At 49.1% G+C, this 24,052-nt stretch carries 17 protein-coding genes; 14 read left to right on the top strand and 3 right to left on the bottom strand.

Annotation, left to right across the window (positions count from 1 at the left end):
* Positions 1–210: 210 nt before the first annotated feature.
* Both IEX02_RS02225 and IEX02_RS02220 read left to right on the top strand, forming a co-directional pair.
* Positions 211–2,655 carry a M1 family metallopeptidase gene (locus IEX02_RS02225; RefSeq protein ID WP_188689659.1) on the top strand — a complete coding sequence of 815 codons (2,445 nt, stop codon included), beginning with the start codon at positions 211–213 and terminating at the stop codon, positions 2,653–2,655.
* The gene (locus tag IEX02_RS02220; protein WP_188689656.1) at positions 2,655–3,167 is read left to right on the top strand and encodes a DUF6702 family protein; all 513 of its coding nucleotides are present in this window, start codon (positions 2,655–2,657) and stop codon (positions 3,165–3,167) included. The genes IEX02_RS02225 and IEX02_RS02220 overlap by 1 nt, the downstream gene beginning before the upstream one ends.
* Before the next feature lie 30 nt (positions 3,168–3,197).
* Here the strand turns inward: IEX02_RS02220 and IEX02_RS02215 are convergent, their stop codons facing one another.
* Positions 3,198–4,112 carry a LysR family transcriptional regulator gene (locus IEX02_RS02215; RefSeq protein ID WP_188689654.1) on the bottom strand — a complete coding sequence of 305 codons (915 nt, stop codon included), beginning with the start codon at positions 4,110–4,112 and terminating at the stop codon, positions 3,198–3,200.
* 99 nt (positions 4,113–4,211) lie between these two features.
* Between IEX02_RS02215 and IEX02_RS02210 the strand changes: the two genes are divergently transcribed.
* The 7 genes from IEX02_RS02210 (at position 4,212) to IEX02_RS02180 (ending at position 13,296) form a co-directional block, all read left to right on the top strand.
* Positions 4,212–4,694, top strand: a complete 483-nt coding sequence (locus IEX02_RS02210; RefSeq protein WP_188689651.1) for a GNAT family N-acetyltransferase — start codon at positions 4,212–4,214, stop codon at positions 4,692–4,694.
* Positions 4,695–4,807: 113 nt separating this feature from the next.
* Entirely contained in the window at positions 4,808–5,545 is a 738-nt protein-coding gene (locus tag IEX02_RS02205) for a hypothetical protein (protein WP_188689646.1), read from the top strand.
* Positions 5,546–5,927: 382 nt separating this feature from the next.
* The gene (gene lysC, locus IEX02_RS02200; RefSeq protein WP_188689642.1) at positions 5,928–7,274 is read left to right on the top strand and encodes a lysine-sensitive aspartokinase 3; all 1,347 of its coding nucleotides are present in this window, start codon (positions 5,928–5,930) and stop codon (positions 7,272–7,274) included.
* A 247-nt stretch (positions 7,275–7,521) separates the two neighbouring features.
* On the top strand, positions 7,522–10,485 hold the full coding sequence (locus tag IEX02_RS02195; protein ID WP_188689639.1) for a TonB-dependent receptor: 2,964 nt from the start codon (positions 7,522–7,524) through the stop codon (positions 10,483–10,485).
* Positions 10,486–10,713: 228 nt separating this feature from the next.
* The gene (locus tag IEX02_RS02190) at positions 10,714–11,427 is read left to right on the top strand and encodes a LytR/AlgR family response regulator transcription factor (protein ID WP_188689636.1); all 714 of its coding nucleotides are present in this window, start codon (positions 10,714–10,716) and stop codon (positions 11,425–11,427) included.
* On the top strand, positions 11,420–12,535 hold the full coding sequence (locus IEX02_RS02185; protein ID WP_188689633.1) for a sensor histidine kinase: 1,116 nt from the start codon (positions 11,420–11,422) through the stop codon (positions 12,533–12,535). The genes IEX02_RS02190 and IEX02_RS02185 overlap by 8 nt, the downstream gene beginning before the upstream one ends.
* Positions 12,535–13,296, top strand: coding sequence for a LytR/AlgR family response regulator transcription factor (locus IEX02_RS02180; protein ID WP_188689630.1), 762 nt, complete (start codon positions 12,535–12,537; stop codon positions 13,294–13,296). The genes IEX02_RS02185 and IEX02_RS02180 overlap by 1 nt, the downstream gene beginning before the upstream one ends.
* 23 nt (positions 13,297–13,319) lie before the next feature.
* Here IEX02_RS02180 and IEX02_RS02175 read toward each other — a convergent pair whose 3' ends face one another.
* The gene (locus IEX02_RS02175) at positions 13,320–13,934 is read right to left on the bottom strand and encodes a carbonic anhydrase (RefSeq protein ID WP_188689627.1); all 615 of its coding nucleotides are present in this window, start codon (positions 13,932–13,934) and stop codon (positions 13,320–13,322) included.
* Positions 13,935–14,102: 168 nt separating this feature from the next.
* Between IEX02_RS02175 and IEX02_RS02170 the strand changes: the two genes are divergently transcribed.
* The 5 genes from IEX02_RS02170 to IEX02_RS02150 all read left to right on the top strand — a co-directional run bounded on the left by IEX02_RS02170 (position 14,103) and on the right by IEX02_RS02150 (position 22,239).
* Entirely contained in the window at positions 14,103–14,732 is a 630-nt protein-coding gene (locus IEX02_RS02170) for a YiaD family glycine zipper/OmpA-like lipoprotein (RefSeq protein ID WP_188689622.1), read from the top strand.
* A 248-nt stretch (positions 14,733–14,980) separates the two neighbouring features.
* On the top strand, positions 14,981–16,057 hold the full coding sequence (locus IEX02_RS02165; protein ID WP_188689619.1) for a hypothetical protein: 1,077 nt from the start codon (positions 14,981–14,983) through the stop codon (positions 16,055–16,057).
* Between the two features lie 102 nt (positions 16,058–16,159).
* Entirely contained in the window at positions 16,160–18,220 is a 2,061-nt protein-coding gene (locus tag IEX02_RS02160) for a TonB-dependent receptor (protein ID WP_188689617.1), read from the top strand.
* A 64-nt stretch (positions 18,221–18,284) separates the two neighbouring features.
* Positions 18,285–19,337: a PepSY-associated TM helix domain-containing protein gene (locus tag IEX02_RS02155; protein WP_188689614.1), complete on the top strand. Its 1,053-nt coding sequence runs from the start codon at positions 18,285–18,287 to the stop codon at positions 19,335–19,337.
* A 463-nt stretch (positions 19,338–19,800) separates the two neighbouring features.
* Positions 19,801–22,239: a S9 family peptidase gene (locus tag IEX02_RS02150; RefSeq protein ID WP_188689611.1), complete on the top strand. Its 2,439-nt coding sequence runs from the start codon at positions 19,801–19,803 to the stop codon at positions 22,237–22,239.
* Between the two features lie 111 nt (positions 22,240–22,350).
* Here the strand turns inward: IEX02_RS02150 and IEX02_RS02145 are convergent, their stop codons facing one another.
* The gene (locus tag IEX02_RS02145) at positions 22,351–24,048 is read right to left on the bottom strand and encodes a ShlB/FhaC/HecB family hemolysin secretion/activation protein (protein WP_188689608.1); all 1,698 of its coding nucleotides are present in this window, start codon (positions 24,046–24,048) and stop codon (positions 22,351–22,353) included.
* Positions 24,049–24,052 lie beyond the last annotated feature (4 nt).

Genomic DNA, 24,052 nt, shown 5'->3' with positions numbered 1-24,052 from the left:
CCCTGACTTCAGCGTAGTTGAGAAAAGTAGCTTTGCAGGAATTTCAGCCCCCTTTATCTCTTTTCCTAGACCATTGGCCGATTTATCTGGCGCTGGCTGGTTATTTTTTTATGGCTTGTGGGGTAGTCTGGCGTCTTGCGCCCGGGGAATGAGGAGCCGTAGAGCACACCCACCCCGTCGACATTTTGCCAACAAGTTTTTGGACATTCCATGTTAAGACCATTGCTTATCTCTGCAGCCTTGCTTTGCAGTCTGCAAGCCAGTGCTGACGCTATCCGTCAGACTAAAGGCGATTTCGAGGACAAATTTCGTCAGCTTGATGAAGTGCTGCCCACTCCCAACGTGTATCGAAATGCCGCAGGAGAGCCAGGTCATCAATACTGGCAGCAGCAGGTAGATTACAAAATTCAGGCGAAGTTGTTGGAAGACAAGCGCCGACTGGAAGCAAGCCAACAGGTGACTTACCAGAATAATTCACCGGATACCCTGCGTTATCTTTGGCTGCAGCTGGATCAGAATATTTTCAAATCCGATTCTATGGCCGAGCTGACGACAGCTTTTGCTGGCATTGGTCGTCGTGGTCCGGCGACGTCTGCGGGAGATGGTAAAAAGCCGGCACGTCTTAGCCTGGATGAACTGCGCCGCCAACACTTTATGGCCGACAATGAATTAGGTTATGTGATTAAAGACGTTAAGGACGGTAATGGTAAGCCGCTGAAAGTGACCTTGGTGGGTACCAATATGCGTATTGATCTGAACCAGCCGCTAAAGCCCGGTCAGTCCACTCAGTTCTCGCTAACTTACGCTTACAACATAGTGGAAGAGAATGCAGTTTCGGCTCGCGGTGGTTACGAGCATTTCCCCAAGGATGCCCGTGAAGGTGGCAATGATATTTTCCAGCTGGCTCAATGGTTCCCGCGTTTGCATGCTTACACTGACTATGAAGCCTGGACTAATAAAGAATTCCTCGGTCGCGGCGAGTTCACCCTTGAGTTTGGTAATTACGACGTAGAGATTACCGTGCCTGCCGACCACATCGTAGCGGCCACAGGTAGTTTGCAAAACGCCGATAAGGTGTTGACCCGCGAACAGAGAAAGCGCCTCAAAGAGGCCGAAAAGGCCAAGCGCCCGGTGTTTGTTGTAACCGCTGAAGAGGCGCTGGAAAACGAAAAAGAAGGCACCAGCAAAACCAAAACCTGGCGTTTTAAAGCCGATAAGGTAAGAGATTTTGCCTGGGCGTCATCGCGTAAGTTTATGTGGGATGCCAAAGGTTATCAGCAGGGCGGCGATACGCAGCCATTGGTGATGGCGATGTCTTTCTATCCGAAAGAAGGTGGCGATCTGTGGAAGAAATATTCCACCGAAGCTGTGGTGCATACCATGGAAGTATACTCACGCTTCTCCTTTGACTATCCCTATCCGGTGGCTCAGTCAGTAAATGGCCCGGTAGGTGGGATGGAATATCCCATGATCACGTTCAACGGCCCGCGTACCACCTTGCAGGATGATGGTAGCCGTACTTATACCCAGGCGGAAAAACGTTTCCTGATTGGCGTGGTTATCCATGAAATCGGGCATATTTATTTCCCTATGTTGGTTAACTCGGATGAGCGTCAGTGGACCTGGATGGACGAAGGCCTGAATAGCTTCCTGGACGGTGTGGCCGGACGTGAATGGGACTCCGATATGCCTTGGGGGATTGAGCCTTCTGAAATTGTGGATTACATGGTGTCCAGCACCCAAGTGCCAATTATGACTCAGTCTGACTCCGTATTGCGTCTTGGCCCTAATGCCTACACTAAGCCCGCTGCGGCGCTAACCATTTTGCGTGAAACTATTTTGGGCCGAGAGCTGTTTGATTTTGCTTTCAAAGAGTATGCGCGTCGCTGGTTGTATAAACGCCCCACGCCGGCAGATTTCTTCCGTACTATGGAAGAGGCCAGCGGTGTTGACCTTGATTGGTTCTGGCGTGGCTGGTTCTACAGCACTGATCATGTAGATATCTCGTTAGATAAAGTCTACAAGCTGCGTTTGGATACCGAAAATCCGGACATCGATTTTGCTCGTGATAAAGCCCAGGATCTGGATAAGCCATTGTCCATGAGCCTGGAAAATAACCGTAAAGAAGGTATCCGTGAGTGGCGTGAACTGAATGAAGATCTGAAAGACTTCTATGACGAACATGACCGCTGGACCGTGACCAACAAAGAGCGCAACAAGTACAACAAGTTCATCAAGGATTTGGAAGACTGGGAGCGTGAAACCCTTGAGCGCGCGGTAAAAGAAGACAAGAACTACTATGTGCTGGAATTCTCCAATGTTGGTGGTTTGGTGATGCCCATTATCCTGAAGCTGGATTATGCCGATGGCAGTAGTGAAACCATGCGCATTCCTGCCGAGATCTGGCGTCGCAGCCCCAAAGAAGTGAAGAAGCTGATTGTCACTGATAAGGGTAAAGAGCTGACGCAGGTAGAAGTGGACCCTCGTTGGGAAACCGCCGACGCGGACATAGAGAACAACCTCTATCCCCGACGTATTGTGCCTTCCCGTGTTGAGGCCTATAAATCTGAGAAGTCCAAGGCTAAGGTTAGCCGCGATATCATGCAGGATATCAAGACCGAGTTAAAAACCGACAAGGACGAGAAGAACAACTAATGATCAAGCAGCACGTTAAACTGCTTATTGCCGTCAGCCTGGTGCTGGCGGCATTTGCCAGCCTGGCTCACCAGCAAAAAGCCTCGGTGACTAAGGTATTGTTTAATCCCCGGACCGAGCATATTGAGGTTATGCATCGCTTTTACCTGCATGATGCTGAACATGCGGTAAAGGAAATATTTGGTAAAGAGGCGGATATCATTGGGTCTGAACAAACCCAACGTCAGTTTGCTGAATATGTGGCGGAGCGTTTTGCCCTGATGCGTGACGGGCAAGCCTTACCCTTAGGTGCGGTGGGCTTTGAGACCGAAGGGAAATTCTTTTGGGTGTATCAGGAGACGCCGACCCCGGTTACCCTGGAGGCGTTGTCGGTAAAGCATAATGCCTTGCGTGACATCTGGCCGGAGCAGGAAAACCTGGTTAATGTTGAAAAGGATGATGAGGTGAAAAGCCTGAATTTCAACGGCAATGTCGAGCTATTGGAAGTACAGTTGGGTGGTCATCACCACTGATTCACAAGCGGGGCCCTTCGGCCCCGTTTATTATTCTGCCGCTTTACTTATTGTTGCAATTTGTTCGCGCAGCCAACGATGTGCGGGCTTGTCCTTGTTTACCTTGTGCCAGTAGAGTTTTAAACGATAGTCGGGAATAGGTAAGGGCGGTGCAAACAGCTCAATATCCAAATGCTTAAGTACGGTATCAGCGATATGTCTGGGCAGTGTTAGCAAGTAATCACTTTGTACGGCCAAAAACGCTGCTGCCAAGGCACTGGGAAGCTGCACTGCCACATGGCGGCTAAGCCCTCGCTTGTGCAACTCTTTATCAACTATACCTGAGCGCTCTCCCCAGGGCGAAATGCGGATGTGTGAAAGGGACAGAAATGTCTGCATGTCCAGGCCTTTTTTCAGGGCTGGATGTCCTGCTTTGGCCAGGGTGCAATAACTGCCTTGATACCAACTGAGTGATTCCACGCCGGGGTACTTTTTATCATCGTGGGTAAACCCAAGCACAAAATCGATGTTGCTGTCTTCCAGTTGCCGCTCAGCACCGACGCGACTGGCAGGCAACAGCTTCAAGCGAATGCCGGGGGCCAGAGTAGCCAATTGGCAGGTAAGAGAAGGGAGCAAGTGGAATTCGGTGTAGTCGGTGGCCGCCAGGGTGAACTCTTGCTTACTATGTAATGGCTCAAAGCTGGAATTGTCGCTAAGCGCGGCGTCCAGCAAAGGCAGAGCCTGATGCAGACCGGCTGCTAGCTTAATGGCTCTGGGCGTGGGCTGCATGTGCTTACCTGTTCTGACAAAGAGGTCATCGTCAAGGCGCTGCCGTAACCTTGCTAATCCGTGACTAAAGGCCGATTGGCTTAGGCAAAGCTCTTCCGCGGCAAGGTTTACTGAGCCATGTCGGTACAAGGCATCAAAAAGTAAAAGCAGATTCAGATCGAGCTGTTGTAGTCGCATCTATATGAATATTGTTCATGAGAATGTGCATAGTATGCACCAGGTGCAGTTAATTAATCGGTTAATATTGCCCGCCTAGACCTATAACAGAGAGCATGTATGACAAACTTCAATATCAGGGCTGCGCAGCGCGAAGATGCCGCCACTATCTTGCACTTTATTCGAGAACTGGCCATCTATGAGAAGGCTGAGCATGAAGTGAAGGCCACGCTGGAAACCATTCAAGACAGTATGTTTGGTGAACAATCTGGCGTATATGGCCTGATTGCTGAGCAGGGTGGTGAAGCGGTTGGCTTTGCGGTGTATTTCTACAATTACTCAACTTGGTTGGCTAAGCCCGGTTTGTATCTGGAAGACCTGTATGTCTCTCCCGCTAAGCGTGGCAAGGGCTATGGGGTGGCGCTGCTGAAACATCTTGCGGGTATTGCGGTTGACAAAGAATGCGGGCGTTTTGAGTGGAGTTGTCTGGATTGGAACACGCCATCCAGAGCGTTTTACGAATCATTGGGGGCTGAGCCGCTTTCGGAGTGGATTGGCTATCGGATGTCGGGTGACAGATTACGGACCTTTGCTGCAAAATAGCCGTACTTTTCCGACTAGAAAGTTATCACGGTAGTTTGTAACTGACGGCTAGGAATGAACTTTCTTAACGTGCGCGTAATCTACATGGCATATTTTATTGTCGCGGAATGATTTTGCAGCAGGAAGTCAACAGTGCCAAGCTGCCAGCTTTGTGGCCATGGATAGGAATATCTGTGCTGGCACATGCGCTGCTGGCGTTTATCCTGCTGCAACAAAACTCCCCTTCCAGACCGAACAAAACAGAACAGGTTATCAAGGCGCGACTGTGGATCCCACCTCCCATAACTGCGCCTTTGCCGCCTGAGCCGACGGAAAAAGGCATTGAAGCTGAGCCGCTTCAAGAGCCAGCGGCGACAATGGATATAGCCACAAAGCCAACACCGCCTAAAATGGCAAAGCCGGCTTTGCAGCCAGTTCCAGAGGTAAATAAAACTGAGGTGGTTGATACCAACGTGGTTGAACCAAAGGCGCCTGTCGCCGAGACTGAGTCAGCCCCTGAAGCCGGCAAGGTACTGGGCGGCACAAGTGAACATATGTCCATGGCACAGCGCCATCTGCGTGGCTGGCAGGCGCAGCAACAGCAGCAAGTGGCGGAACAGGCAGCGCGGCAGTTCCGGCAACAACGTGAGAATCCTATTGGGGACATTCCTGACTTCAGCGAGCGGTTGAGTGAAGATGAAAAGCGTATGCAAGCCTTGATGGTTGAGGCCAATTGTGATTCAACTGGCAATAAGGTGGCTGCGGTACTAATGGGGATAGCCGGCGGTATGGTGAAATGCAGCAAGCCCCCTTCTGTTAAGCAGTTTATTGATGCGCGTTTAAAGCGCCATGCCAGCCAATCATCCAATTGATAAAGATCCTGAACCTAGACTTCCCGTTGTTTTGTGACTAAACCCGTTTGGCTCTTTATATCTTTATGTTTCTGTCACGTGTTTTTGCGTAGATTCATGTTTCGAGCCGTACTTATCTTTTGAATAAAATCTATATTCAAAAGATAAGCACAGCCCAGATAAAATTTGGCATGCCTTATAGCGAATATTTTCATTGTCACAGGGTGAATAGACGCTATCATGCTTGGCCCAGACCCTTATGTGAGTAGAAAATTCAGGTTTTCTGTTTTGCATAATATTTCATTTTTTATGAATGAAAATTCCTCTGGGTGGTGGTTCAGCAAGACTGCTGTACCTTCTCTGTGCGCCGAACATCGGGATGATTTTGTTTGTGGGGGGAGCTATGTCACTCAATATTGCCAAATTTGGCGGAACCAGCGTCGCGAATATTGACGCGATGCGCAACTGTGCGCGTATCGTTATCGACAATCCGGCGACCCGGGTTGTAGTTGTCAGTGCGGCAGCTGGTGTTACGAATTACCTGGTGCAGTTGGCTAATGAAGAACTGACCTTTGAGCAAATCAATGCGCTGATTGCTAAGGTTGAAGAGATTGAGTTTTCTATCCTGAGCGGATTGAACTCTCCAGCTCCTGTTGAGGCGAAACTGAATGAACTGCTTGGTCAGTTACGAGAGTTGGCCTGTCATGAAGAAATTTTGCATCGTCCGGATTTAAAGGACGCCATTTTGTCGTTGGGCGAACGTATGTCGTCACTGATGTTTGCCGAGTTGCTCTGTCAAATGGGCCAACCTGCCGCAAACTTCGATGCCCGTAAAGTGATTAAAACCGACAGTGAATATGGTCAGGCTGAACCTGATATCAGTCTGATTGCCGCCCAGAGTGAGAAATTGATGCAGCCCGAGTTGGCTGCGACGGTATTGGTGACTCAGGGCTTTATCGGTTCCGATGAGCAAGACAATACCACGACATTGGGACGCGGCGGCTCTGATTATACCGCGGCTTTGTTGGCCGAAGCGCTGCAAGCCGATACATGTGAAATCTGGACCGATGTTATCGGCGTTTACACCACAGATCCCCGTATTACCGATAAAGCCAGGCCACTGCCTGAACTGAGCTTTGAAGAAGCGGCAGAGATGGCCACATTCGGTGCCAAGGTGCTGCATCCTGCCACTATGGTGCCAGCGGTCAGAAAGAACATCAGGGTATTTGTTGGATCCAGTCGCGAGCCAGATAAGGGCGGCACCTGGATTGTGAAGAACTGTGAGCAGGAACCCTATTACCGGGCATTGACACGCAGAAAAGACCAAGTGCTGGTCACGGTTAAAACCCCGAGCATGTTGTACGCCTCTGGCTTTTTACAGCAGGTATTTGAAATACTGGCCAGTCATCATCTGAGCGTAGACTTGGTTACCACCTCAGAGATCGCCGTATCACTGACGATAGATAATCCGCCTAATTCGGTTCGAGCCAGGTTGAATAAAGCCACTATCGAAGATTTAAAACAAATCAGTGAAGTGACTGTCGAAGAGGGCTACGACCTGGTGACTGTGGTCGGCAATAATATGCATAGTGCTGCCGGCGTTTCCAGTCGCATCTTTAATGCAGTCAGTGAGTTTAACTTGCGCCTTATCTGTTACGGCGCCAACCCTCACAATATCTCTTTTTTGGTAAAAGACGAAGACAGTACCGACGTTATCAAGGTATTACATCAGGACTTGTTCGAGTCTTGAGCTTATGTGGGTAATGGTGCCTGAGGTGCCATTGCCCCTTTATGCTTCCCTGTTATTAGCTCCCTTAATCTGCGCCTTTCGTCCCTGGGTTAGATAGTTTTTTACCATCTTATCTGGGCATTTTACATTCGAAATTGTGTGTTTTGTCACTGAGTCAGCCCCTGTGGGTGGCACGCTGATAGCGTGGCCATAATCGGCGTAGTTGTGCGCCGATGGAAATCAATAATAACTCCACAGGAGATGTGACATGAGAGCAAAATTCAATAGGCGCCTGACTGCCTTAGCGGTCGCCGCGGCATTGAGCTTTTCAACCAGCGTACTGGCTGATACCGGCGGTTTACGTATTAGTATCGTTGATAACAACGGTAAACCCGTTGCTGGTGCTGTTGTTAAAGTTAGGACCCCTGACAGTTTGACAGAGAAAGAAGCGGTTTCAGATGCAGAGGGTAATGTGCGTCTGGTTGGCTTGGACGCTTCTACTAAATACGAAGTGAATATTACCGGGCAAGGCTATCAGCCTTTGGTGGCGAACAACGTCCGCGTGGTTACCGGTAAAAGCTTAAGCCTGAACTATCAGGTTTCCAGTGAAAACTTCGAAAAAATCGAAGTGACAGGTAAGCAAGTTGCAGCGATGGATACCACATCCTCCGTAGTGGCAACCGATATCACCTTGGATTTGACCGAGTCTTTACCAACAGGGCGTAGCTATCAAAGCTACCTGCAGCTAGTGCCAGGGGTTAAACCTAGTGCAGGTAACAACCCGTCATCTAAATCCGGGGTTAACTATTCAGATATCCCTGATCCGCGCAATGGTAGTGCGGGCAGCTCTTCCGATAACGTTTATTATATTGATGGCGTTAACGTAACGGATAACTCCACTGGTACTTTCGGCGCTAACTTCAACTCCGAAATTATTCAGGAACAGCAAATTATTACCGGTGGTGTTCCGGCTAAATATGCCGGTGGTGCAGGTTTAGTATCCCGCGTGGTAACTAAATCTGGTAGTAACGAGTTCCATGGCTCAATTAACTACTATATGCAGAATGATAGCCTGGTATCTGATTATAAGAATGATGGGTCTCGCGAGAAGAGCTTTAGTAACTTTGATGCGGCAGTGACCTTGGGCGGCCCCATTATCAAAGATAAACTTTGGTTCTTCGCCTCTTATCAGATTAAAAACGAAGACTCCGATGTTGCTGACCCGGAAACGGGAAATCTGATGCGTTCTGTCGAGAGCGAAGAAAAACTGGGTTTTGCTAAAGTGACCTGGCAGGCCACCGATGATGACCGTCTGACGTTCACATACTTTAATGACCCCACTGATATCAGTGGTACGGACGATGCCAATACACCAAATAACCGTGATCGGGTTCGTACCCAGGGCGGCGATAACTACAAAATTGATTATACCCATTCATGGGATGATTTGATTCTGTCTGCTGGCTTTATGTCTCACGAAGGCGAACTGACGGATGTGGCCGCCGACCAAACCACTCGTAACGATGTGGCCTATTTAGGGGGCGATCCGACCAAGGCTGATACTTTGCGCGGTGGTTTGGGTGCCAACACAACACGTTTTCGTAACAAAGAGAATATGTACTTGAATCTGGAATACTATCTGTATACCGATTTGGGTGAGCATAAGATTGAGTTTGGCTACGAAAGAGAGAAGAACGAGAACTATAGCAACCAGCTCTATACCGATACACAATATAGCTCTATAGCAACATCTAATGCTGGTATTACCTTAGGGGAGTATTTGGATGGCGATTGGGTAGGCTCGGTAGAGTTCACCGATACTGATATGGATAGGATTATCAGCGGTATCAAAGGTAGCAGTGACTCGGCCTATTTTATGGGGTTACTGGATACAGATAATAATGGTGAATTGAGTGTTGATGAGGTAAGTGCTATTACTTTTGACAGCACAGACGGTAACCCTGACAACCAGATTAACTCATATCGCGTAATGCAGTCCTTCCAGGCGGCCTCTCAGTTTGAAACCAAGGGCCAGATTTTCTATCTGCAAGATACCTGGACGCTGGATAATTTGACCGTTAGTGGTGGAGTAAGAGCGGAAAGATGGTCGCATTTTGCCAACGATGGCTCCAAAATATTCACTTTCGACTGGGAATATGCACCGCGCTTGAGTGTGGTATATGACATCAATGGCGACGGCGAGAGCAAGGTCTGGGCATTTACCGGGCGCTATTATGATCCCGTTCGTACCAATATGACCTCCTTTGCCGGTAATAAAGCCGGTACTGTGCTAAGTGAACAGATCCATATCGGTGAGAAATGGGTGACCTATCGTGAGCGTGGACCAGCGGATGCCTTATTCGCCCCTAGCACCAAAACACCTTATACCGATGAATTTATGATTGGTTATCAGCAGAGCATTCTGGATGATATGAGTGTGTCGGTGACCTATACGGACCGTGAAACCAGCGATATCCTGGAAGATTATGATTTGGGGTTGTACTCCGAAACGGGTAAGTACGCCGGAACCTTCCTGGAGTTGCCACTATCTTATTTCGGCTTCACGAAAAAGCCGGGGACAAACTATGTGATTGGCACCCTGGCAGGCGGTGTACGTAAATACAAAGGTTATGAACTGGCTTTCCGTAAGCACCGCACCGATAACTGGCAGATGTTGGCCTCTTTTACGCATAATGATGCGGAAGGTAATACCAACTCAGACAGTAACGCCGATTATCAGGGTGACTGGAGCGTACTCGACCCTCGCGCGCCTAACCAGTATGGTAAGCAGCCAGGCAATATTGCTAACCAGTTCAAGATTGCAGCCTCCTATTTCTTCGATAACGGCATAGAAATTGGCGCGGTTTATAACTGGAACTCAGGGTTACGTTACAGCGAAACCTTCTCGGCCAGTGGCCGTCATTTACCTGTGCTAATCGATAAAGAGGATGCTTACAACTATGGTGGTCTGGTTGACACCTGGATTAAGGACGGTGCCGTAGGCTCTCATGTAACGCCATCGTATGGCGTCCTGGATTTACGGGTTAAATACAGCATGGATATTGATATCTACAAGGCTGAGTTCTTCCTGGATGTCTTTAACGCGTTGGATAATCAAGCGGTTATACGTGAGCAGGACTTGTTGAAAGGAGATGGCGCGAAAAACTTCGGCGAAGCCATGAACTGGGTTGAGCCACGTCGCTTGTACCTGGGCATGAAAGTGTCATTCTAATTTAGTTAATCCCTGTAACAACAAAGCCAAGGCCTGTGCCTTGGCTTTTTTTTTGTGCTGTTGCAGAATCACAGGAGTGTAAATAAGTCGTAAATGTACTGCACGTCGATAACAACGATGGATAAAAGTGCTGCCACAGTGGGGCTTTCTGGCGCAAACAGCAAAAGCGGGTTGGTATTCTGATGGTTGATATAAATATAAGCAGTAACAAGAAGTTGTGGGGAAAACATGTTCACATGCATGGTGGTTGATGATGAGGAGCTAGCCCGGGAGCGTCTTACCAGGTTAATTGCTCAGCGCGGGAACTGGAAAGTGGTGGCTGAGGCCGACAGTTATTCAGATGCCCGGGCATTGTTGCTGGAAAAGCGGCCGCAAGTCTGCTTTATGGATGTAGAAATCATCGGTGGCAGCGGTATTAATCTGGCAACCGAGCTAAATTCAGCACTTAATACCCGTTGGGTTTTTACTACAGCATATTCTCAGCATGCCCATAAGGCATTTGAGATAGAAGCCGATGATTATTTGCTTAAACCCTTTGATGACGGACGATTTGATCGCATTCTGGAAAAGTTGCATCGGAAATTGACATTAAGCAGCCCAAACCGGGATATCTTAGCGGTGCGAACCAATGGTCAGGTTCAGTTTATTAAGACTCGTGACATTATCTGGATAAAAGGGGCGGGTAATTACCTAGAGTTACATTGTCAACATCGTACCTACCTGCACAGAGAATCGATGACGGCCATTGAGCAACTTCTGGATCCTGACAAGTTTGTTCGTATCCATCGTTCGGCCATGGTTAATATTCAGTATCTTGATGCCATCAATAGCGAACTGGGTCGTTACAGTACCCTGGAGATGGCCAACAAGGACGAAGTACGCATCGGCAACACCTACCGTAAGCCCTTATTTCAGATGTTAGGGTTAGATGCGGGTGAGTGAGTCTTTTGAATGTCAGGAACTGGGAAAGGTTAACGAAGCTTTTTTAAAAAAGCCCAATTTTTGGCTGCTACATATTAGTGGCTGGCTCTTTTATTATCTGGTGTTAGTTTTCGACAATCTGTTTCTGTTTGGTAGCTACAACTACTTTGGTTATAGCATTGTCTATCTGCTAATCCCTATCACCCTGATAGGGATGCTGTTAACTATACCACTAAGGTATTTGTTCCGACATTGTATGCATATGCGGCCTTTATGGCTTGGCATCATGATTCTCGGTGTCAGTGCCTTGCTTTCTGTACTCTGGACCGTGCCTAAAAACCTGTTGCTGCATTTTGCCAGAGGGGAAGATGTTTTTGCCCTGCAGACCATTCCAGGGTTTGAATGGGTACATCTGTTTATGATGGTCAGCACCTCCTTCTTTATCATTATGGTGTGGTGCAGTTTGTACTTTGGCATCAATTACCATTTTCGTTTAGTGGATGCCCAAGGGCAGCGGTATCAGGCGGCCCGTTTGAGCCATCTGGCGCAGATTCGTATGCTGCGCTACCAAATTAATCCTCATTTCTTATTTAACAGTCTTAATGCCGTTTCAACGCTCGTCATGCGAGATGATAAGCAGCGCTGCAACCGCATGTTAAGTCAGTTGTCGACCTTTCTGCGTTTCTCTTTGGATACTGACCCGGAGAAGAAGATTCGGTTACATGAAGAGATAAGCGCCTTGATGCTATATCTGGATATTGAGAAAACCCGCTTCGGAGAGCGGTTGGAAGTTAAGCTTCACGTACACCCTGATGCGGAGTTTGCCTTGGTGCCCAGCTTGCTGATACAACCGTTAATTGAGAATGCCATTAAACATGCCATTGCGAAAATGTCCCGGGGCGGAAAAATTGTGGTGGAAGCCTGGGTGGTCGATGCGCATTTATATTTGCAGGTGGAAGACAACGGGCCGTTGACCGAGCTTTCCGAGGTCAACCAGGAAGGTGTCGGATTACAAAATATTACAGACAGGCTACAAGTGCTATATCAGGATAAACAATCATTGAAACTCTATGTGGTTGATCCGAATGGGTTTGGTGTTCGCATTAGTCTTCCATTCGAACAAAACTGATGAACAACCTATCTGTTATTATTGCCGATGATGAAGTGCTGGCACGTGAAGGATTGGCAGGCCAACTGGCCTTGCTGCCTGGGGTGAGTGTGGTTGGCGCTTATGCAGATGGAAAACAGGCTTTGGAAGGGATTCTGGCCCAGCGCCCTGATCTGGTGATTCTCGATGTTGAGATGCCCCTGATGCGCGGTGATGAAGTTATTCGCGCTATGCGGGCACAAGGGCTGCTACACACCAAAGCCATTCTGGTTAGTGCTTCCGACCTGCGGCAGCAATTTTCCCAGCTTTGTGACGGCTATTTATTAAAGCCCTTGTGTCCTTACACCTTAATGGATTTTATCCGCTCCTCTGCACATCCGCAGGCGGACTTTAGTCTGTGCCTGACTTCAAGCCAGTGTGGGGAAAAGAATACTGTGGAGTATTCTGCTGCATCCTCAAATGATGTTGTGCGGGTAAAAAACGGTGAACACTGGCGCAAGGTGCCCCATCATCAAATTAACTGGGTTGAGGAAGCGGGAGATTACGTTTGTTTGCATACCCTGCGAGAGTCAGTGGTTGGGCGGCATAGTCTATTGGGCGTTGAAAGACAGCTAAATCCAAAGTCGTTTTGCCGTATCAGTTCATCGATCATTATTAACCTTAATCATATGAACTGTGCATCTACCGGGGCTTCAGGAGAGTTGCTGGTGTCTCTGAAATCCGGCGACAGATTTCGGGTGGATAATGCCTATCGCTGCCGTTTCCAGCAGTTGGCGACCTGATAAACAGGCCGCCGCATAGACACTTAGTTATCGAAGAAATGTACTTGCCCGGTTTCCAGTGAGTATTCAGCACCCACCACCATCAGCCCGTCATTTTTAATCAGGTTTTCTAATACGGCAGAGCCAGCGCTTAAGGTGTTCACTGACATCCTGACATTGGCTCGAATGGCCTGTTCTGCCAGCGCTTTTTGATCATTTCGCAGGTCAGTGTAGACCAGCGCTTCTACTGCGGGGCGAATGCGTTTAACGATGGAACCCAGGTTTTTGGACGGGGCGTCAGTGGGACGTTGAAGCTGTTCCAGCGTGGCATGTACGGCGCCACACTTGCTGTGCCCCATGACGACCACTAAACGGGTGCCAAACTGTTCGGCAGCAAATTCGACGCTACCGATTTGCGATGGCGCCACGATATTACCTGCTACCCGAATCACAAAAAGATCGCCCAAGCCCTGATCAAAAACGATTTCAACCGGCACTCTTGAATCTGAGCAGCCAATAATGACGGCAAAAGGTGCCTGACTGCTGATAAGCTTATCTCTGCGGTTTTCATTGACCAGTTTTTCCAGCTCGCTTTCTCCTGCAACAAAACGTTTGTTGCCCAGTTTGAGTCTGTCTAGCGCTTCTTGTGCTGTAAGCATTGGCTCTTCCCCAGTTATGAAAATAAATACTGCAGTGATTCTATCGGCATAATCTATCCTTGGAAATCCGATATGATCAATACGTTCTAAATTGTTCTACACTGTTCAGGCTTGATTAAGTCTGATGCGGTAATCTGACCCTGTTTTCATAAATTGCACGGAGTTGTCATGCAGAAAGTTCTTATATTATTCACCGTTTCGGCCTTGGCGCTGACGGGATGTCAGACGACAGCCAACAATACTCAAAAAGGTGCGGCCATTGGTGCTGTGGCGGGGGCTTTGCTGGGTAAAGCCACCGGTGACAATGCCAAAAGTCGTTATGTCTGGGGTGCTGCGGTAGGTGCTTTGGCCGGGGCCGCCATTGGCAACTATATGGACCAGCAAGAGCAGGAGTTTCGTGATGAGTTGGCCGGCAGCGGCGTGCAAGTATATCGTGAAGGTGACAACCTAAGACTGCAACTGCCTGGTAACATCACTTTTGCAACCGGCAGTGCCGGTATCTCTCAGGGATTTAACCCGGTATTGGAAGATGTGGCCAAAGTACTGAACAAATACCCCAAAACGACCTTAATGGTTGAAGGGCATACCGATGATGTTGGTAGTGCCGAAAGCAACCAGAAGCTCTCTGAAGCTCGGGCTAACTCTGTGAAGAACTTCCTGCTTGGCCAACAAGTTGATTATCGCCGTATTACTACTGTGGGATTAGGTGAGTATCAGCCGCTTATTGATAATAACAGTGATGCAAACCGCCAGCGTAATCGTCGTGTGGAATTGAAGATTCTGCCTCTGCAAGGCTGATAGTTAATCTCAACGCGTTAAAAAACGGCACCCTGAGTGCCGTTTTTTGGTCTTTACCTAACTGACACATACTCTGCGCCACGTGACCCTGGCAACATGGCCGGCTTACATTATCAACCGTTAGTGAGCCTCTTGGATTTTCCAAGACTTAGCAGTCGCAAAATAAGCATTACATTTGTTCACAAATTATTCCATGATAACAACGGCTTGCAGGGATTATGCTGAACATCTTCAATGGAGAGAATCGAATGAGCTGGATCAATACCTATCGGACCTGTTGTTTTGCACTTAGCGGTTTTATGCTGTTGGCCTGCGGCTCTGGGGGCGGGTCGCTAGAAGGACCAAAACCCAACCCGACGCCAACCATCCCCCAACCTACCTTTGCCCAAAGTGGTTTGCAGGGCAAGATTGTGAATCAGTTGTTAGCGACAGAATCAACGGTTTATGCCGCAACCAATGCAGGTGTTTACCTCCTTGAGGATGACCAGTGGCTGCTTCGTAGTCAGGCCGACTGGCAGGTGTTGGATATAGTGCGCTACGGCGAACGTCACTTGCTTATCAGCGCCATGCAAAAAGATAAAAGTCTGTTGGCTGAGAGCAAGGATGATGGCCTGAGTTGGGAAGTACTGACACATAATTTTAGCGATATGAGCGGTGAACCCGCATTTAGGCTGGCTGTGCATCAGGGCAAGCTATATGGCGTGGGTTATGATGTACTGGCGGTATCGGAAGACAGAGGCCGCAATTGGCGTTTGTTAGCCGGAGGATGGAATGGCTTTGCCCGCGGTATGTCAGCACTAACGGTACATCCCAGCAAGCCGGATGTCTGGTATGGCGGTCAGGGCGCTATCGAAAATATCATTCTGCGAAAATTGGATATCGAAACACTGGCCGAACAGAACTACCCGGATATTGTCGATTTGTTGCCTGCCCCCAGTGTTGTCAAATCCATTGTTATGCATCCCTCTGATCCCGAGCGTGTGTTTATAACCGGTGAGGGGGGCTTGATCCAAAGCAGTGACTATGGTCAGAGCTGGCAAGTGCTGCGCACCAATGACAACTATCGTTTTTACTTTGGTTTACTGCTGGATAGTCAGAATCCTGATGTGATGTATACCGCCGGCTGGAGCAAAGATTACGACAACCCACAGAGTCTGATTCTTGAAATCAGCCGTGATGGGGGGAAGAACTGGCAGAACTATCAGCATGCCGATAATAGCTTGTTTGGCGGCGTTTACAGCATGGCCAGTCGCCGAGAGCAGGGCAAGGAAGTCTTGTACTTAGGTTTGTATAAAGGTGGTGTGATGAAAGTGGTGCTGGAATAACTTCAAATTAGGGCCGCTGGAACGGAAAAGAGGCGGCTTTGTCATTGACCCTGTCAGAACTGGTGATAAAATGCGAATCCTTCTCATTAATGGTTTCTTTCCATGTCTGGCAAATTTCTTGTTCCACTTCTCGCCGTCACCTCAGTTGTACACGCAGCGGATGATATTGAACGTGTATCGGTAACGGCAACCCGTGGTGCTTACCCTGTTAGCACCGTGCCAGCGGCCATTAGTCTGATTAGTCAGGAAGAAATTCAGGCTCAGCTCGCGCATACCCAGGATTTATCGCAAATATTGGGTAACTTGTTACCCGGCTTTTCACCCAGCCGTCAGAAATTGACCGCCGCCGGTGAAACTCTGCGTGGTCGTGAACCTCTGTATATGATTGACGGTGTTCCTCAATCAAACCCTCTGCGCAATGGCTCCCGGGATGGTAAAACCATTGATCCGGCCATGATTGAGCGTATCGAAGTGATTCGCGGTGCCAATGCCATCCAAGGCATGGGCGCCAGTGGCGGTATCATTAATATTGTGACTAAATCGGCGGGCGAAAAGCCCCATCAGCTCAGTGCGGGATTCTCAACCCCTACAGGCAGCGACAGTCAAAGCTATAAGGCCAGCTACTTGTTTAGCCACGGCGGTGAGTCCACCGAACTGGTGGCCGGGGTGTCATTAACCAGCACAGGTATGTATCGCGATGGCAATGGCGAACTTATCGGTGTTGATGGTACGCAAGGGGACACCCAGGATTCCAAAAGCCAGGATTTGTTCATTAAAGTCCGCCAGCAGATGAGCGAAGAACAAAGCCTGCAGTTGATGGTGAACCATTTCGATATTCAGGGAAATGGCGATTATCTGTCTGTGGCGGGTGATCCTGTTTTGGGATTGCCAACCACTGCGATTAAAGGGCAAATTGATGGCGAAGCCCCGCAGAATAAAGTCACCACCGCGTCCCTCGACTACCAGCACCAGGCGTTTTTTGGCGGGCAGTTAACCTGGCAGTTGTTTGTGCAGGACTTTGCGGCGCTTTATGGCGGTGGTCGTTTTGCCGCCTTCCAGGATCCGACCTACGGTGACAATCTGTATGACCAGTCTCAGAATAAGTCTGAGAAATACGGTAGCCGTCTGACTTGGTTTAAGCAGAATCTGGCCGGTACGGATCTGGACCTTGTCACCGGATTTGACTGGCTGTCGGATGAAACCTATCAGGAACTGGCGCTGACCGGCCGTAAATGGGTACCAGCGGCCAAATTTAATAACCTGGCACCTTTTGTTCAGCTTCGCTATGACGGTATCGATGACTGGGTATTTAATATTGGTGCCCGCTACGAATACGGCAAGCTTAAGGTGGATGATTTTACCACCTTAGCCAGCTACAACAGCACCTTTGTGGAAGGTGGTGAGCCGAGTTTCAATGAGCTGTTGCAAAATCTGGGCGTGGTGTATCAGATAACCCCTGAACTGCGTTTGTTCGCCAGCTACAGTGAAGGCTTCAGCATGCCGGATGTGGGTAGGGTGCTGCGCGGTATCAATAAGCCGGGCATGTCGGTCACCTCCTTCCTGAGTTTACAGCCTGTGGTATCCGACAACCGAGAAATTGGTCTGGAATACAGCAACAACTGGCTGAATTTACAAAGCAGTTATTTTCAGTCTGACTCAGATTTAGGTTCACGTTTGCAGCCGGATGCCGATGGTATTTTCTCCGTTAAGCGGGAAAAAACCGACATCTCCGGCTTTGAACTGCAAGCGCAGGTTTACCTGAATAGCAACAGCCTGATTGGCGCCAGTTATGCCCGCACTCAAGGTCAGTATGACAGCGATGGTGACGGTGTGGTGGAGTCGGATCTTGGTGGTGTGAATGTGGCACCCGAGCGCTTAAATCTGTACTGGCAGCAAAGCTGGACAAGCGCTCTGAGTAGCCGTATTCAGATGAACCGTTTGTTTGATATGGACTTTAATGCCAGTAATGATTTTGACGGGTACCTGACGCTAGATGCCTCGCTGCGCTATCAGCATGCCAAGTGGGGGAGTCTGACGCTGGGCCTGGATAACCTGACTGACAAACAGTACATCACGTATCACTCGCAAACCAATCCGGCCGCCAGCAGCCATTTTGCCGGTATGGGCAGAACGCTTAGTCTGACCTGGCAGCACGCATTTTAATGGCTGTGATGGTGGTGGGATACCTGGTTAAGGGGCCGGAGTTTTCCTGGCTGGATAATACTAGATGAGCGCGCGGCAACTGCACCGCTGGTTAGGGCTATGGCTTGGCATTTATCTTCTGCTGGTTAGCCTTAGCGGTGCTTTGCTGCTGTATAAAAATCCCTTGTTACGCATTCAATACCCAGAGTTAAGGGAGATTGAATTGGTGACGGATATTAGTATCTGGGGGCCGCTGGTCAATCAACTGCAAGCCGACCCTCGCTTTCGCTACATTAAATTACCGGAGGCTGAGGCTCCCTGGCTGGAAGCGGTTACCCATAGTGATGATCGCCATTATTATGATCATCAGGCTAATCTCAGGCTGATAAGAGCGGCCCACAGTGACCTTATCGGTTGGCTATACGATTTCCACTTACATCTGCTGACCGGTAAAGACGGCAGGCTGGTCATGGGTTATCTGGGCTTGGGCGTATTGGTTATGTTTGTCGCTGGGCTTGTACAGTGGTGGCCGCGACATTTTCGCCGTCAATTGTGGCGTCTGCCCAGTCCTAAAGCCGACTTACGTACACTGCGCCAATGGCATACCAGTATTGCTAGTTTATCTTCTCCCTTGCAACTACTGGCCTTGCTTACTGCTCTGGCGCTGATCTTCTCCGCTCAGGTTCGTCCGCTACTTAGCTGGCTATTGAATGATCCGCCGACTGTGGCTCAATCCGTTACCGTTACCCCTCAGCCACTGGCGGTAACAGATTGGCAGGCTGCATTAAACAGCGCTGTTGATTATTGGCCACAGATGGAGTTTCGCCTGCTGAGTCTGCGCAGTGACGAATCAGACGCAATTTCCCTGCGAGCCAAGTCAATAAACGAATGGCACCCTAACGGTCGTTCTCGCTTAATGCTTGAGGCGGACGGGCAACGGGTTATTGCCGCTCAACTAGCCGATGACTTCGGTACTGGCCAACGTTTTTATAATTTGATGTATCCGTTGCATATGGCGGCTGTGGGTGGCGAGAGCTATCGATTGGTGTTGCTTGTAGCTGGTTTAATACCATTGCCGTTGTTTGTCACGGGATTGTGGTATTACTTGTTATGTCGTCGCCGCAAAAACGGTAATTAAATTTCACTTATTTTCATTCTGAATGGGAGGCGGTTCCCCCCTTTCTATCTGGTTGCACATTAATTTGTTGTATTTCATGGTTTATTTGTCACTTGTTTGAAATTTGTTATCAGCGATCAAAAAGATAAAAAACAAATAACTGTAATAAAACAACAAAAAATTTCCAGAGGCGTAAAATATTAGGCTATCAATACTGTGGTCTGAGAGGTTTTATGCAACAGATATTCGCATTTTATGCACGTATTTTTGCCCTGACACAATGTCGTCCGGTGGGGCAGTCTTTGCCTGCGGCACACAAGCCGCAATAGGCTGCATCCTTTCTGGGAGAATTAGCGATTCCCGTTATCCAGTATTCTGGGTTGTTTCTCTAGCGAATTGTCGTGCCCGGCGCATTGAGTTAGCCCCACTTTATCCCCTTTGATATGCTCTTGGTTGCAATAGTGATTTGCTATCAAGGACAACAATGAAAAAAACTATTCTGGCACTGTTGGTGGCGTTTTCTGCTCCGCTGGTGGCTGCACCTTTACATAACGACAATATTCAGGCTCTGGGGCCGGTTGATGCAGGTCTGCTGCAGGATGGCCCGCATCAGGACGCCATTTATCATAATCTGCAAACCCGTCTGGCCAATGATAAGGCGAGCAAGGTTAAGCTGTTCGGTAAGGCCTACAATTGGCAGTCATTAAGCCAATTCACCCCCGACGAGAAAGCCTTGTCATTATACAAAACGCAGTTAAGCGTTGATCGCTATACCCAAGGGGAACTGGTGGTAACGGGGCTTGAGAAACCCAGCCTGTATCTTAACGGTGAAAAGCTGGCAAAAGGGGATAAGGGCTTTACGCTGACGATGACCACCGGGGAGCACAGTTTGTTTGTGCTGGCTTCAGGCAGCAAGACGGATGAAGCCTTGGCATTCGACTTTGTCGGTAAAACCGACAGCGATCAAGTCAGCCAAACCCAAGGGAATAAGCGTTTGTCGGCCAAGCAGCTTTTCGATGCGGAAGTGGTCTCTGGTTTGAGCCTGTCTGATAACGGTGATTATGCACTGGTCAGTTACAAAAGCTTTAATGATGACAAGGGCGACAGCCCCGATAGCCGCACCGAATTGGTAAAGCTGGATGGTATGCAGGTTGTGCAGCGCTGGGACGGCCGCCCTTCCGGTGCGGTATTTAGTCCCGATAACCAGCACTTGTTATTTAGCAAAGACAATAAGCTGCAATTACTGAATCTGAAGAATCAGCAAAAAACAACCCTAACCGCAGAACTAAAAGACGCCAGCGGCTTTACTTTTGTGGGTAATAGTCAGGTGGTGTTTAGCTGGAATAAAGAAGGTAAAGACGACGGTAAGCTGGTTAAGCATTTCCAGGCGCTGGAAGATCGCTGGAGCGGTTGGCGTGACAACAGTCAGCTATACGTGCTGGATATTGCCAGCGGTATGATTCGTCAGCTCACCAAAGACAGCGCCAGTAGCCATCTGCTGGATAGCGACGTAAAACGCGGAACCTTGCTGTTTTCCCGTTCGGTAGTGGATTACAGTCAGCCGCCGCACGGTAAAACCGCATTGTTTGAACTGGAGCTGACCAGTGGCACAGAGCGCAAGATTGGCGACTATCTGGCCTTTAACGATGCAAAATATGCCAAAAATGGTCTGTATGTGATTGGTGGGCCAAACTTTGCCGGTGGTGTTGGACTTAACCTCAGTGCTGGCTTGGTTGCCAATGACTACGACGGCCAGCTGTATCATATGGATTATCAGGGTGAGCAGATTAAAGCCTTATCCAAAGACTTTGATCCAGCCATCAGTAGCATGCAAGTACAGGATAACGATGACCTGCTGTTATCGGTATCTAAGGCTGACCGCTCGCCGCTGTTCCTGTTCGATGTGAGTAAAGGCAAGTATCAGGAGCTGTCTGAACAGTTGGATGTGGTGCGCTATTGGGCAGCAACGCCAGATGATAAAGCCGAACTTCTATATGCCGGTACAACAGCATCCAGCCCACAGGCCATGTTTAAGCAGCGGGTTGGACGCAAAGCCGAAAAGCTGTGGGATTCAATGGGCAGCTACGCCGATACCCGTATTCCCCAACTTGAGGAATTTAACTTTGTTAATGCCGAGGGTGTGACTATCGAGGGGCGGGTATACCTGCCGCACGATCTGGATAAAGCCGCTAAGTATCCAGCCCTGGTGTATTACTACGGTGGCACCGCGCCGGTCAGCCGCGCCTTTACCGGCCGCTACCCCTTTAACCACTGGGCAGCCAATGGTTATGTAGTGTATGTGTTGCAGCCTACCGGCACATATGGCTTTGGTCAGGACTTTTCTGCCAAGCATGTTAACGCCTGGGGTGACTATACCGCTAAAGACATCATTGACGGTACTAAGGCCTTTTTGGCCGCGCATCCCTTTGTAGATGCCGATAAAGTCGGCCACCTTGGTGCTTCATATGGCGGCTTTATGACCATGTATCTGGCCACCCAGACGGATATGTTTGCCGCGTCTATTTCTCATGCCGGCATCTCTAACCTGACCAGCTACTGGGGGCAGGGCTGGTGGGGCGCCATGTATTCGGGTGTGGCGTCGCGTGGCAGTTTCCCCTGGAATAATACCGATCTGTACAGCCAGCATAGCCCGGTATTCCATGCTGATAAGGTCAGCAATCCTATGTTACTTATCCATGGTGATGCGGATACCAACGTGCCGCCAGGCGAGAGTCAGAATATGTATACCGCGCTGAAGCTGTTAGGTAAGGATGTGGATCTGGTGGAGTACAAAGGCGACAACCACCATATTCTGGCCCGTGAGAAGACCTTCCATTGGTGGGCAACAATGCTGGCGTATTTTGATAAACACCTCAAAGGCCAGCCACAGTGGTGGGATAGCTTGTATCCCGCCACAGAGTAATGGCTGTGTATCAGCTTAATATCTATTATTAAGCTGTTATTGAAAGTAAAAAATCCGGCTCTTAGGGGCCGGATTTTTTGTTGGAATCTCTACAGGAAAAACAGATGATCGCTAATAACTGAAGCGAAAATTAAGATTAAGCCGTTGGCGGTCACCGCTGTCTGAGCTGCCGCTTTGGCGTTGTTGCCAGCCATAGGCCAGGTGCGCAGACAAATTACGTCCATAGTAATAGCGTAAACCAGCCCCCAGGCTATGCAATTTAAAGGCTCGCTCGCCTTGTAGTGGCTCTACATTCCAGGTGCGGGCAAAGTCCTGAAATAAGTAAAATCCCAGTTGATCCTGCTGGCCATAACCAAGCCATTGGGCAACAGAAAAGGGAGGAAGCTTAAGCTCCTGGCTAAGTAGCAGGCCTTCGTCACCAATGACTTCGCCTTGCTCATAGCCTCTTACTGTTCCCTGTCCTCCCGCAGAAAAACGCTCACTTCCCAGCAGGTTACCTGAAGCTTGTTGGTAAGCCCCCTTTAACTGCCAACTTAGGCCATCAACTATGGCATTCAGTGATATGGCACGCAATATGTCCAGACGTGCGTAAAGATAGTCTGATTCGGCGCCGGCCCGGGTAGCGGCAAAGTCATCATCCTGATTGTGATGGGTTAGACCGCCGGGAGACAGGATCAGATTAATACTGCCCTGCGTGTAGCCGTATGAATCGGGCAACACTAATCCGTAAGTTAAGCCAAACTGCAGAATTTCGGTCAGGTTGTCAGTCACAGCAATGGTAAAAGGTGGCAGAATAAAATCCAGGTTGTTATCACTGGCCTTAAAGTCCAATGCCATTTCTAGGTTTTGCTGAAATTGTCCGACGTTTGGTAGTGACCAGTCCATACGGGCCCCCACTTGCCAGCTTTTGCCTTGCATTTCCATCGGCTCAGGCACTTGGGCCTCGGACTCACTGTAACTACCGATAAAGCTTAAGTTACGTGTTGCATCGAGTGGTAATTGATAGTTGAACGACAAGGAACGTGAATACTGTGCTTGGGGATCACTTGACCATTGCATGGAAAATTGGTGATCCGTGCTAAAAAGATGACCCAAGCTAAAACCTGTGGTCAGCCTGTCTTCATCCGTCGCCAGGCTGCCAGAGTCGTTGTAACCAACGAATACTTGCCAGGGTTTTTGTTCTTGAGTCAGTAGTATCAGGTCTGTGGTGCCGGGCTCTGTCCCCCGCCTGAGTTTGATGCTGACATTGCGGTAGTCACTGCTATTTAAGGATTCAATAGCGGGTTGCAAATCCTGAGTGTCAAGAATATCTCCCGCCTTTAGTGGCAGATCCTTGAGGTAAGACTGGCTATCAAAATATTGGTTGCCCTGAACTTCAATAGCATTGATACGAGTGGGTTTAACGACCACCCTAACCCTGCCGTCAGTAATATCTTGCTCCGGCAGATAGACAAGGGAATAGGGGGCACCTTCACCGGCCAGGTACAGGCGGATAGACCTGGTGAGGCGGTTAAGCGACGGCTGGGAAATAGGTTGTGCTATATAGTCGAGCAACAGCAACTCAAAATCAGGGCGGGTAAAAACCTCTGGTACCTGGCTCAAATGCAGCGGCTCGCTCAGATCGGTTGGGTAAGGCAAATCGTCACTCCCCACCAAATCCAATTGATTAAAACGTTCCACCAGCACCTTTTCCCCCGGCTGCGCACCAAGATGAGGAATTGTCAGGCTTGCGTCTTGCTGTTCTGTTGGCTCAGCGGCACTAAACTGGCTCACCAGCGCTAAGCTGAGGAGCATGTTTTTTGTTTTCATGGGC

Origin of the sequence: Bowmanella pacifica (genome assembly GCF_014645355.1) — a bacterium.
In the GTDB taxonomy this organism is placed as follows: Bacteria; Pseudomonadota; Gammaproteobacteria; order Enterobacterales; family Alteromonadaceae; genus Bowmanella; species Bowmanella pacifica.
The sequence above is the reverse complement of the archived record's forward strand: the minus strand, read 5'-3'. Positions and strand labels throughout refer to the sequence as shown.

What these genes read in the sequence shown, in the direction of transcription:
- IEX02_RS02225 (WP_188689659.1), top strand. Translation starts at nt 211, where the DNA reads ATGTTAAGACCATTGCTTATCTCTGCAGCCTTGCTTTGCAGTCTGCAA.
- IEX02_RS02175 (WP_188689627.1), bottom strand. Translation starts at nt 13,934, where the DNA reads ATGCTTACAGCACAAGAAGCGCTAGACAGACTCAAACTGGGCAACAAA.
- IEX02_RS02195 (WP_188689639.1), top strand. Translation starts at nt 7,522, where the DNA reads ATGAGAGCAAAATTCAATAGGCGCCTGACTGCCTTAGCGGTCGCCGCG.
- IEX02_RS02190 (WP_188689636.1), top strand. Translation starts at nt 10,714, where the DNA reads ATGTTCACATGCATGGTGGTTGATGATGAGGAGCTAGCCCGGGAGCGT.
- IEX02_RS02165 (WP_188689619.1), top strand. Translation starts at nt 14,981, where the DNA reads ATGAGCTGGATCAATACCTATCGGACCTGTTGTTTTGCACTTAGCGGT.
- IEX02_RS02160 (WP_188689617.1), top strand. Translation starts at nt 16,160, where the DNA reads ATGTCTGGCAAATTTCTTGTTCCACTTCTCGCCGTCACCTCAGTTGTA.
- lysC (WP_188689642.1), top strand. Translation starts at nt 5,928, where the DNA reads ATGTCACTCAATATTGCCAAATTTGGCGGAACCAGCGTCGCGAATATT.
- IEX02_RS02145 (WP_188689608.1), bottom strand. Translation starts at nt 24,048, where the DNA reads ATGAAAACAAAAAACATGCTCCTCAGCTTAGCGCTGGTGAGCCAGTTT.
- IEX02_RS02215 (WP_188689654.1), bottom strand. Translation starts at nt 4,112, where the DNA reads ATGCGACTACAACAGCTCGATCTGAATCTGCTTTTACTTTTTGATGCC.
- IEX02_RS02170 (WP_188689622.1), top strand. Translation starts at nt 14,103, where the DNA reads ATGCAGAAAGTTCTTATATTATTCACCGTTTCGGCCTTGGCGCTGACG.
- IEX02_RS02155 (WP_188689614.1), top strand. Translation starts at nt 18,285, where the DNA reads ATGAGCGCGCGGCAACTGCACCGCTGGTTAGGGCTATGGCTTGGCATT.
- IEX02_RS02220 (WP_188689656.1), top strand. Translation starts at nt 2,655, where the DNA reads ATGATCAAGCAGCACGTTAAACTGCTTATTGCCGTCAGCCTGGTGCTG.
- IEX02_RS02180 (WP_188689630.1), top strand. Translation starts at nt 12,535, where the DNA reads ATGAACAACCTATCTGTTATTATTGCCGATGATGAAGTGCTGGCACGT.
- IEX02_RS02210 (WP_188689651.1), top strand. Translation starts at nt 4,212, where the DNA reads ATGACAAACTTCAATATCAGGGCTGCGCAGCGCGAAGATGCCGCCACT.
- IEX02_RS02150 (WP_188689611.1), top strand. Translation starts at nt 19,801, where the DNA reads ATGAAAAAAACTATTCTGGCACTGTTGGTGGCGTTTTCTGCTCCGCTG.